Origin of the sequence: Methylobacterium tardum, from assembly GCF_023546765.1 — a bacterium.
Lineage (GTDB): Bacteria > Pseudomonadota > Alphaproteobacteria > Rhizobiales > Beijerinckiaceae > Methylobacterium > Methylobacterium tardum.
In genome coordinates this window covers 6,213,982-6,223,782 of sequence record NZ_CP097484.1, presented here as the reverse complement: position 1 = coordinate 6,223,782, position 9,801 = coordinate 6,213,982, and the positions used below count along the sequence as shown (strand labels likewise).

Annotated in this window: 11 protein-coding genes; 8 read left to right on the top strand and 3 right to left on the bottom strand. The window is 70.3% G+C overall.

The window, feature by feature from the left end; all coding sequences use genetic code 11:
* Positions 1-48: 48 nt before the first annotated feature.
* Together M6G65_RS29780 and M6G65_RS29775 are read left to right on the top strand one after the other, a co-directional pair.
* Complete coding sequence (locus M6G65_RS29780; protein WP_238194953.1) at positions 49-813, top strand: TrmH family RNA methyltransferase; 765 nt, start codon at positions 49-51, stop codon at positions 811-813.
* 225 nt (positions 814-1,038) lie between these two features.
* Positions 1,039-1,419: a hypothetical protein gene (locus M6G65_RS29775; RefSeq protein ID WP_238194832.1), complete on the top strand. Its 381-nt coding sequence runs from the start codon at positions 1,039-1,041 to the stop codon at positions 1,417-1,419.
* 46 nt (positions 1,420-1,465) lie between these two features.
* Here M6G65_RS29775 and M6G65_RS29770 read toward each other — a convergent pair whose 3' ends face one another.
* On the bottom strand, positions 1,466-2,281 hold the full coding sequence (locus M6G65_RS29770) for a hypothetical protein (RefSeq protein WP_238194831.1): 816 nt from the start codon (positions 2,279-2,281) through the stop codon (positions 1,466-1,468).
* Between the two features lie 246 nt (positions 2,282-2,527).
* On the opposite strand from M6G65_RS29770, the gene M6G65_RS29765 reads away from it, so the two are divergent.
* The 5 genes from M6G65_RS29765 to M6G65_RS29745 all read left to right on the top strand — a co-directional run bounded on the left by M6G65_RS29765 (position 2,528) and on the right by M6G65_RS29745 (position 7,680).
* A complete protein-coding gene (locus M6G65_RS29765) occupies positions 2,528-3,238 on the top strand; it encodes a L,D-transpeptidase (protein WP_238194830.1) in 711 nt (236 codons plus the stop codon).
* 222 nt (positions 3,239-3,460) lie between these two features.
* Complete coding sequence (gene crtI, locus M6G65_RS29760; protein ID WP_238194829.1) at positions 3,461-5,050, top strand: phytoene desaturase family protein; 1,590 nt, start codon at positions 3,461-3,463, stop codon at positions 5,048-5,050.
* Positions 5,047-5,481 carry a DUF2141 domain-containing protein gene (locus M6G65_RS29755; RefSeq protein ID WP_238194828.1) on the top strand — a complete coding sequence of 145 codons (435 nt, stop codon included), beginning with the start codon at positions 5,047-5,049 and terminating at the stop codon, positions 5,479-5,481. Before crtI ends, M6G65_RS29755 begins: the two co-directional genes overlap by 4 nt.
* Positions 5,482-5,485: 4 nt before the next feature.
* Entirely contained in the window at positions 5,486-6,475 is a 990-nt protein-coding gene (locus M6G65_RS29750; protein ID WP_250103224.1) for an ABC transporter ATP-binding protein, read from the top strand.
* A complete protein-coding gene (locus M6G65_RS29745) occupies positions 6,472-7,680 on the top strand; it encodes an ABC transporter permease (RefSeq protein ID WP_238194826.1) in 1,209 nt (402 codons plus the stop codon). The genes M6G65_RS29750 and M6G65_RS29745 overlap by 4 nt, the downstream gene beginning before the upstream one ends.
* Positions 7,681-7,778: 98 nt before the next feature.
* Here the strand turns inward: M6G65_RS29745 and M6G65_RS29740 are convergent, their stop codons facing one another.
* The gene (locus M6G65_RS29740) at positions 7,779-8,162 is read right to left on the bottom strand and encodes a cache domain-containing protein (protein WP_250103223.1); all 384 of its coding nucleotides are present in this window, start codon (positions 8,160-8,162) and stop codon (positions 7,779-7,781) included.
* A 124-nt stretch (positions 8,163-8,286) separates the two neighbouring features.
* Entirely contained in the window at positions 8,287-8,589 is a 303-nt protein-coding gene (locus M6G65_RS29735) for a hypothetical protein (RefSeq protein WP_238194824.1), read from the bottom strand.
* 270 nt (positions 8,590-8,859) lie between these two features.
* On the opposite strand from M6G65_RS29735, the gene M6G65_RS29730 reads away from it, so the two are divergent.
* The gene (locus M6G65_RS29730) at positions 8,860-9,702 is read left to right on the top strand and encodes a type 1 glutamine amidotransferase (protein ID WP_250103222.1); all 843 of its coding nucleotides are present in this window, start codon (positions 8,860-8,862) and stop codon (positions 9,700-9,702) included.
* The last annotated feature ends 99 nt before the right edge of the window (positions 9,703-9,801 follow it).

Here is a 9,801-nt window from a genome sequence, read left to right as displayed (position 1 = left end):
GAGACGATCGCCGATCCGGACGACCCGCGCCTCGACGCCTACACGCGGATGCGCGAGCGCGACTTCGTCGGCCGCGCCGGGCGCTTCATCGCCGAAGGCGAGGTGACCCTGCGCCTGCTCCTCGGACAACGCAGCCGTTTCCGCGCGGAATCGGTCCTGCTCGCGCCGGAGCGCTGGCCAGGACTGGCCGACGCCATCGCCGCCTGCCCGGACCCGCCGCCGGTTTACTGCGCCGCCAAGGCCGTGATGAGTGCCGTCACGGGCTTCCCGATCCACCGCGGGGTGCTGGCGGTCGGCGTGCGGGGCGCGGAGTTGGACGCGGCCGCGCTCGTGCCGCCGCCTCCGGCGCCGGCCCTCGTCCTCGGCCTCTCGGGGCTGACCAACCACGACAATGTCGGGTCCGCCTTCCGCAACGCTGCCGCCTTCGGGGCCGACGCGGTGCTCCTCGACGCGGGCAGCTGCGATCCGCTCTACCGCAAGAGCATCCGCGTCTCGGCCGGCGCGGCGCTGATCCAGCCTTTCGCGCGTCTGCCTGCAGGACAGGATTGGCTTGAGGTTGCGGACGCCCTCGGGCTTCAAGCCTTGGCGCTCAGCCCGGGGGCCGCCGAGACTCTCGAGGACGGCGCCGTGCCGGCGCGGGCGCTCCTGATCCTCGGCACGGAGGGACCGGGCCTCGACGCGGCGACGCTCGCCCGGGCGCGCCCGGTCCGGATCCCGATGGCGGCCGGATTCGACTCGCTCAACGTCGCCACCGCGGCGGGCATCGCCCTGCACGCCATCGCCCGCGTCCAGGGACGGCTCGACCGCGCGTGACGGATCGACCGCCCCGCTCATCTACCGATAAAAATTGACACCGAGCCGAGAAAGACTCTGGATCGAGCCTCCAGTCGGAGACAGGCCGAGGACAATCCAGTGCACCGTCTTGAGGGGCCGGCAACTTAATTCCCCAAAAACAATACGTAGATTTTTGGATTCGGCTTGGTCGGCGGATTTGCCTTTGCTACGGCGGATTTGACGTCGTTTTGAGCAAGGAATTCAATGATGATGCGCACCATCACGACCGCCGGCGCCGCTTTGATCGCGGCTCTGGCCTTCGTCGGGACTGCGGACGACGCGCGGGCCGGCTGCCACCGCTGCGGCCCGGTGACGCCCGGCTACCGCGTCAGGACCGTGAATCAGGTCTCGAACCGGACGCAGTATCGGGACGTGCAGCGCACGCACTACGTTCAGAAGACGCGTCCCATCTACAACGTCACGCGTGTCCGCCCGATCGTGCGCGTCCACACCGTCACGCGCGTTCATCATCATACGGTGCCGGTGATCCGCAACGTCAACGTGTACAGCGTGCAGCGGCTGCCGGCGCAGTACATCCACACCAACAGCGTGCAGAACTACTATCACGGCTGCGGCTGCAACTGAGCCCAGCCTGTCCGGTGGCCTCGCGCCGCCGTTCCCGGCCGGCCGCTCAATCGCGGCTGGCCGTTTTCGGTCCCGTATTCAGGCACGCCTTCGGGCAGATGGGGGCGCGACCGAGGAAACGCCCCAGCGCGGCTTGCGTCCGCATCGCGCACAGCTTGCCCAGGAAATCCTTGTCCTCGTCGCCGAAATCCGGGATCCGGCAGGACGCGACCATCGTGCGCTCGGCCTGTGCCCACAGGGTCGAGACCGCGGCCGTGGTCCCGGGACGCTTCAGCGCGGACCACGCGGACGGGTCGTTCTCGGCCGTCTCAATGTAGAGCGCGACGAAGCTCATCAGCGCCGCCAACCCGTCCCGATGGTGCTGCTGGACGTCCGGATCACGCCGATCGTTGAGGGCAACCGCAGTGTCGAGATCGTGCGTGTAGGAGTTGAGTTCGTCGAGCAGGTAGCGGAAGTCGACCGCCGAAGTCGCGCCTTTCGGGCGCAGATACGTGTCCACGAACAGGCTGGACCGGAATAGCCGCGAAATCCTGGCTGGCGCGAACAGGGCCGCGTCCTCGGCCGGCCGCTTGACCGCCCCGCCGCCGACGAGCGGAAAGGCGTCGCCGTCCGCGGTGATCACGTGCACCGATTCATGCACGGCCGTCGGCAAGCCGTACTTGGCATCGCCGCAATCAAGCCACGTGCGGAAGAACGCCTTGTCCTTGACGGTCCTGAACACGGCGTAGCCGTTGGACGACGCGGATTTCAGGACATTGATGGCCTGAGCTTGGCAGTCGCCGGCAACCGCCGGTCCGGCGCCCAGAGATGCGGCAGCTTGCAGGACGAGCCCGCACAGGGCTGCTCGAACGGTCTTGCGCATCGGCCCGCATCCTTGGAGATGCGGATCCTGTGGCCGGCGTGGTTAAAGAACGGTTCCGGCACCGTTCCCGAGACCGTCGATCGGTATTGGTCACACTCTCGACGCATTCGGCCCGCTCTCAATTCTGAAATGGCCGAGCTTGCCGGTCCGCAGGGTTCCGGCACGTTCACGCTGCGCCTCAGGGCCGACGGGTGGATGCGTGCGCGCACGAACCCTCGGGCCGCAGGACATGGGAAGTCCGGAACCATGCTGTTGAACGTTGCGAATGCCGGTGCCGGCCCAGCGGACGAGGACGCGCGGTTCCCGCGCGGCGCCGAGCAACTCAGCCGCCGATCGTTCCTGGTCGGCTCAGCGCTCGGCATCGGCGCGCTCGGGCTCGGCGGCTGCGGGACCTCCGACAGCCTGTTCCTCGCCGAGGCGCGCAACACCTACGGACCGATGCCGGGCGAGAAGTTCCCGATCCCGGCGGTCGATATCAGCAAAGTCGATCCGAAATACTATCGCCGCACCGTCAGCTACCAGACCAAGGAAGCGCCCGGCACGATCATCGTCGATCCGGCCAATTACTACGTCTACCGGGTTGAGGGCGACGGGGCCGCCACCCGCTACGGCGCCAATGTCGGCCGCCAGGGGTTCCTGTGGAGCGGCGACGCCTATGTCGGCCGCAAGTCCGAGTGGGCGACCTGGACGCCGCCCGCGGAGATGATCCGGCGCCAGCCGGAGGCGGCGAAATACGCCCGCGGCATGCCGGGGGGCCTCGACAACCCGCTCGGCGCCCGGACCCTCCACCTTTACCAGAACGGCGCCTACACGCTCTATACGATCTACGCGAGCAGCGACGCCGAATCGATCGGCTCGGGCATCACCAGCGGCTGTGTCGGCCTACTCAGCCAGGACATGATCCATCTCTACGCCCGCACGCCGGTCAAGACGAAGGTCGTCGTCCTGCCCGCGTAGGGGGCGGATCCGGCTCCTCGGCCGGCGCGCTCCAAATGCTCGCGCCGAGACGGTCGAGCAAAAGGGGTACTTCGGGCACGCTGGCACAGATCTCCCATTCACGACCGCACGGTACGCCCGCTCCCGTGAATCTGCGCGCGACAAACGGCTGCAATTGCCGTGCGAGGATGCAAGGCTAGCTTGGCCGCAGGGGTGCGGGGATTCGGTGGGGAGTCGTCAGCGTTGCTTCAGTCTGGGGATGGGTTGCGGGCGTTGACCGGACGCCGGGTGGCTGTAGTCGGAGCCGGTCCGGGCGGACTGGCCGCAGCCCTGCTCCTGGCCCGCGCCGGAATCCACGTCACCGTGTTCGAGAAGGACGCGCAGGTCGGCGGCCGCACCAAGACCGTGGAGGCGCCGGGCGGCTACCGGTTCGACATCGGCCCGACCTTCTTCCTCTATCCCCAGATCCTCGCCGACATCTTCGCGAGCTGCGGCGAGCGGCTTGAGGACCACGTCAAGCTCGAACGGCTCGATCCGCAATATCACCTCGTCTTCGAGGGCCCGGACGGGATCTCCGGCACGATTCGCGCCACCGGCGACGTCGAGCGGCTGGAGCACGAGATCGCGGGCCTCGCGCCGGACGACGCCAAGAACGTCAAGGCCTTCTTCGAAGAGAACCGCACCAAGCTGCGCTACTTCAAGCCGGTGCTCGAGCAGGCCTTCCACACCCTGCGCAGCATGGTGAGCCCGGCGATGCTGGCGGCCCTGCCCTACCTGCATCCGGGCCGGAGCGTCGACCGCGACCTCAAGCGCCACTTCGCCGACCCGCGGGTGCGCCTCGCCTTCTCGTTCCAGACCAAATACCTCGGCATGTCGCCGTTCCGGTGCCCGAGCCTGTTCACGATCCTGTCGTTCCTCGAATACGAGCACGGGGTCTACCACCCGGTGGGCGGCTGCGGCGCGGTTTCCGAGGCGATGGCGGGCCTGGCCACGCGGATCGGCGTCGACCTGCGGCTCAACACCAACGTCGAGCGGGTGCTGTTCGACGGCAAGCGCGCCAGCGGGCTGGTGGCGGACGGCGAGACCTTCAACGCCGACGCGGTGCTGATCAACGGCGACTTCGCCAAGGTGATGCGCGCCCTGGTGCCGGAGCGACACCGCCCGCGCTGGCGCGACGCCAAGATCCAGAAGGCCCGCCTCTCCTGCTCGACCTTCATGCTCTATCTCGGCATCGAGGGGAAAATGCCCGACACGCTCGGGCATCACACGATCCTCCTCGCCGAAGGCTACGAGAAGAATATCCGCGAGATTACCGAGGGCACGCTGCCGATGCAGCCGTCCCTGTACGTGCAGCACGCGGGCTACACGGATGGCGGCATGGCGCCCGCCGGCCACACGGCCCTCTATGTGCTGGTACCGGTGCCGAACCTGAAGGCCGGGATCGACTGGACGGCGATACGGGAAACCTACCGCGCCCTGATCCTGGAGCGGCTGAAGCTCCTGGGGCTCGGCGATATCGAGTCCCGGATCCGCTACGAGCGGATCATCGATCCGACCCAGTGGGAGGAGGATTTCGCCGTCCACGAGGGCGCCACCTTCAACCTCGCCCACGACCTGATGCAGATGCTGTATTTTCGGCCGCACAACCGCTTCGGGCCGGGCCTCTACATCGTCGGCGGCGGCACCCATCCGGGCTCCGGCCTGCCGGTGATCTACGAGGGCGCCCGGATCTCGGCGCGGCTGCTGATCGAGGAACTGGCCGGCGCCCGCGCCGCCGCCACGGCAGGCATCCCCGAGACCGCACCGCTGGCGACCTCCGGCGAGGCCTCGTGAGCGCGCTGGGCGCCCGGATCGTCCTGATCGCGGCTCTCTGCGCCGTGGCGCTGCCCGCTTCGGCCGCGACCGTCCAGGTCGAGGTGGACGGGATCGAGCCGGGCGCCGGCAGGGTGCGGGTCGCCCTGTGCCAGGGCGGCCTTTCGGAGGCATCCTGCGCCCGCGGTGACGACGCGCCGGCCTCGGCAGCCCGCGCGCTGTTCACCTTCCAGGGCGTCGCGCCGGGCACATACGCGGTCGCCGCGTACCAGGATTCCAACGGCGACGGGCGGCTCGACCGTACGGGGCTCGGATTGCCGCTGGAACCCTACGGCTTCTCCGGTGCGGTGAGCCGCCGGGCGCGGCCGGACTTCGCCGAGGCCGCCTTCGCGTTGCGCGAGCCGGGCACGGCCCTGCGGGTGCGTCTCGCCCGCGCCCTGCCGCGGCGGTGACACGATGGGCGAGCCCCTCGTCCGGATCGAGGGCGTCGGCCTCGACCTGCGCGGACGCCGGGTGCTGGAGCGGGTCGACCTCGACCTTGAAACCGGCGAGACCCTGGCCTTGCTCGGGCCGAACGGGGCCGGCAAGTCGTCGTTGATGCGCCTCGTGGCGGGCCGCCTGAGGCCCGATGCGGGCTCCGTCCGCGTGGCGGGCGCGGACCCGTTCCGAGAGGGCGATGCCCGTCGCGCCATCGGCTGGGTGCCGCAGGAGATCGCCCTCTACCCGAAGCTGACCGTGTCGGAGAATCTCGGAATCTTCGGCCAGCTCGCGGGCGTGCACCGGCGCGACCGGAAGGCCGCCGTCGAGGCGGCCCTGGACATGGCCGATCTCGCCGATGTCGCGCGTCGGCCGGTCGGCATCCTGTCCGGCGGCTACCGGCGGCGGGTCAACATCGCGGCGAGCCTGATGAACCGGCCCCGGCTGGTCCTCCTCGGCGAGCCGACGAGCGGCGTCGACCTCGCCGCGCGGGCCGCGATCCACGCGGTGCTCGATCGACTCAAGGCGGCCGGCACCGCGATCCTGATCGCGACCCATGATTTCGGAGAAGCGGAGCGCCTCGCCTCGCAGGTCGCCTTCCTGGCGCAGGGACGGATCGTGCGGGCCGGGCGGCTCGCCGATCTGCTGGCGCAGCTGCGCACGGGCGCGCCGGAACGGGAATTGGGCCTGACGGTCCCAGCGGATGATTCGGCCGAGGCGGTGCTGCGCCGTGCCGGCTTCGCCCCCACCGAGCCCGGCGGCGTGCTCTGGCGCTCGGTGGAGCGCGGCGGACTCGACGGCGCGGCCCTGCTCGGGCGCTTGCGGGCCCAGGGCGTGCCGGTGGCCGAAGTGCGGGTCCGCGCGCCGCGGCTGGAGGCGCTCTATCTCGACGCGCTTCGGCCCCGCGGCATCGCCGACCACGATGGGGCACGGGCATCGACACCCCTGCGGGCGGGAGCGGCCGGGTGATCGGCGCGGCGTTCCGCGTGATGGCACTCAGCCTCCTGCGCGACCGCGCGGCCTTGGTCATGGCCTTCGTGTTGCCGACCGTGATCTTCTCGATTTTCGCGGCGATCTTCTCCGGGGCGACAGGCGACCGGATCCGCATCCATCTCGGGATGGCCGACTTCGCCCACACGGCGGCGACACAGCGCTTGGTGGACGCGCTGGCCGCCGACCCCTCTCTGCGGGTGACCCGCCTGCCGGCGACGGACCTCGACGCCGTGGCCCAGGTCGTCCGCTCGGGCGAGGTCGACGTGGCGCTGGCCCTTCGCGGCGACCTGATCGCCACCCCGGCGGGCGACGCGCCCGGGCCGGCCGACCAGCCGGTCGTGCTCGTCGAGAACCCCGCCAAGGCGCTCGCGACCCCGATCGCCCTCGGCCAGCTGCAGCGGGTGCTGAACGAGGCCCTGCCCGACGTGGTGCTGTCCCGGATCGTCGCCGACGTGGAGCGCACCGGCAAGATCGGTCCCGACGAGCGCCGCTTCTTGGAGGACGCCTTCGCCGAGCAGCGCGCCAGGAAGGAGCCGTTCAGCTTCGCATCCCTGGTCGAGCGGCGCAGCACGGCCGCCGGCACCGCCAATGCCCGCATCAGCTATTACGCGGGCGCGATCACCGCGGTGTTCCTGCTCTTTGCCGCCATGCAGGGCGCGATGTCGCTGGTCGAGGAGCGCGAGACCGGGCTCACCGAGCGGCTGATGGCCGGCCCCGGCGGCCTGCCGGTGGTGGTGCTCGGGAAGTTCGGCTTCCTGACGCTCCAAGGTCTCGTCCAGGCCGGCCTGATCTTCCTGGCCGCCGCTCTGCTCTACGGCGTCGAGATCGGACCCCACTGGCCGGCCTTCCTGACCGCCTGCCTGCTCGTCTCCGCCATGGCGGCCGGCCTTGCGCTCGCGGCCTGTGCGCTCGCGGCCTCGCGGCAGCAGGCGCACCTCGCCTCGACCTTCGGGGTGTTGCTGCTCTCCGCGGTCGGCGGCTCGATGGTGCCCCGGTTCCTGATGCCGCCCTGGCTGCAGCAGGCGGGCTGGCTGACGCCCAACGCCTGGGCGATCGAGGCCTATCAGAGCGCGCTGGGCGAGGGGTTCGCCGCCGCGGCCCCGGCGCTCGCCGTGCTGGGTGCGCTGACACTGTGCGGGCTCGGCCTCGCGCTCGCGCTGGCATCGCGTCGGACGGCGTAGGGCCGTGACCGGTCCGAGCCGGCGCTAATCGACATAGACGCCGGCTCCGATGAGCGCCTCCACCCCATCGACATGCGTCGCGCAGACGTAGCTCCATTTCACGCTCGGTGCGGCCGGCCGGGCTTCGGGAACATGTAATCGACCCAGCCGGAACCAGATGTTCTGACGACCTCGGCGAGGTCCCGGTGGAACTGCTTCCCGTCGGCATCGCGCTCGTAGAGCAGATCGCGTCCTTCCCGGTCCGGGCGGGCGGCGTTGAACAGGACGATCCCGCGCAGATCGAAGACGAACAGATAGACGTCGCCGTAGCGCCAGCCGCCGCCCTTCCGCCTGAACGCGCCGAACGCCCGGGCGCCCTGCTCTTCCAGCACCTCAGCCGCCCTGTTGACGAGAGTCTCGATCTCCGCGGCCTGATGGACCGGCGGGGCGATCTCTTCGCGAAGGCAGGGATCGCCGTCCCCAGAACCAGCAGAACCGGCCATATCAGCAGGGCTCTCAACATGCCGTCGCCTCGCCGACCGAGCCTCCTCTCCGCGTAGAATTTACGGTTTGTGCCGCAGGGTGATCGATCGCGGAGTGCCCAGACCCGGCGGCGCCATTCCCGCGCTAGGCCCTCGTCCGCGCGAACCAGCCCTCATCGGCCGGACGCTGGCGCAGGAGAGGCCGCCACGTCCACTTCTGGGGGGCCGGCGGGCTCACCGCGTTGGGCAGCGCCTCGAACGTCAGACGAGTGCGATGACGGTCGATGATCCGGCTGAGATGCCGGAGCGCCGTGAGCCCCTGCTTCGCCATCATGAGATGGCCCTCGCAGGCTCCATTCCGTCCCAGACGATCGAGGGTCGCTTCAGCGCGGGCCAGGATCTCCCGGGCCTCCACGCAATAATGCTCCAGCTCAGCGAGATCTGGCATCATGTCCTCCGCGCCGACCGTGTCTCGGAGTTTGACGGCGCATCGATACCGCCACGGCCGCCCGCCGCACATCATCCATTTGAGGGGCACGATCGGCCTCGCGGCTTATGAGGCCGAACGGGGATCGCGCATCGGCGCAGGGCGGATCCACCATCCCGTTCTTCACCATGCGGCACCGAGCTCCCGCGACGATCCGCGCCGTTCCTGCACCAGGCCGCGCACCGCCATAGCGGCGTTGATCCGTCACTGCCCCGCTCACCGGAATCCCGCATGCTCCGCCTGCTCATCGCCGACGGCAACGACCGCGCCGCCCGCGACCGCCACGTCGCGGCCACGGGCCGAACCTCGGCCGAATCCTACGCCGCGGTGGTGCAGGATCTCGCGCCGGAATCCGCCTGCCGGCACATCAACCCCGCCGATGCCGACGCCACCGTGCCGGCGGGTCTGTCGGATTTCGATGGGCTGATCTTCACCGGATCGACGCTCAAGGTCTCCGAGGGCACGCCTGCGGTGACCCGGCAACTCGCGCTGATGCGTGCCGCCTTCGAGGCCGGGCTCGCCGTGTTCGGCTCGTGCTGGGGCGTGCAGGTCGCCGCCACGGTGGCGGGCGGCCACGCCGCCGCGAACCCGCGCGGACCCGAATATGGCTTCGCCCGGGCGATCACCCCGACCGAAGAGGGCCGGACCCATCCCCTCCTGGCCGGACGGCCGGCGACCTGGGACGCGCCCGCGATCCACTCGGACGCGGTCCTGGAGCCGCCGCCGGGTGCCCGGGTGCTCGCCGGCAACCGCATGCTCGGCATCCAGGCCATCGAGATCCGGCAGGGGAGCGGCTGGTTCTGGGGCACGCAGTACCATCCCGAACTCGACCTCGGCGAACTCGCCGCGATGCTGCGGCTGTGCGACACGGGCATCGTGGAGGCGGGCCTTGCCGAGTCTCCGCAGGCGGTGGCGGCCTATGCCGACGAGATCGCCGCCTTGCAGGGCAGCGACCATGAGGCGGCGCGCCGCCTCGCCTGGCGCCACGGCATCGGCCCGGAGGTGCTCGAGGCGGATCTGCGGCGGCGGGAGATCGGCAACTTCCTGAACCGCCTGTCCACAGGCGAGGCCTGAGCGACAGGCACCGCGACCGGGTGGCGCGTTGACCCGTCGGGCCCCAGGTCTAGCTTCGCTCCTGCGGGCCATGTCCAGTTCGGCCCGGGGAGCGACCCA

What these genes read in the sequence shown, in the direction of transcription:
- M6G65_RS29775 (WP_238194832.1), top strand. Translation starts at nt 1,039, where the DNA reads ATGATGATGCGCACCATCACGACCGCCGGCGCCGCTTTGATCGCGGCT.
- M6G65_RS29730 (WP_250103222.1), top strand. Translation starts at nt 8,860, where the DNA reads ATGCTCCGCCTGCTCATCGCCGACGGCAACGACCGCGCCGCCCGCGAC.
- M6G65_RS29780 (WP_238194953.1), top strand. Translation starts at nt 49, where the DNA reads ATGCGCGAGCGCGACTTCGTCGGCCGCGCCGGGCGCTTCATCGCCGAA.
- M6G65_RS29735 (WP_238194824.1), bottom strand. Translation starts at nt 8,589, where the DNA reads ATGCCAGATCTCGCTGAGCTGGAGCATTATTGCGTGGAGGCCCGGGAG.
- M6G65_RS29750 (WP_250103224.1), top strand. Translation starts at nt 5,486, where the DNA reads ATGGGCGAGCCCCTCGTCCGGATCGAGGGCGTCGGCCTCGACCTGCGC.
- M6G65_RS29770 (WP_238194831.1), bottom strand. Translation starts at nt 2,281, where the DNA reads ATGCGCAAGACCGTTCGAGCAGCCCTGTGCGGGCTCGTCCTGCAAGCT.
- M6G65_RS29765 (WP_238194830.1), top strand. Translation starts at nt 2,528, where the DNA reads ATGCTGTTGAACGTTGCGAATGCCGGTGCCGGCCCAGCGGACGAGGAC.
- M6G65_RS29740 (WP_250103223.1), bottom strand. Translation starts at nt 8,162, where the DNA reads ATGGCCGGTTCTGCTGGTTCTGGGGACGGCGATCCCTGCCTTCGCGAA.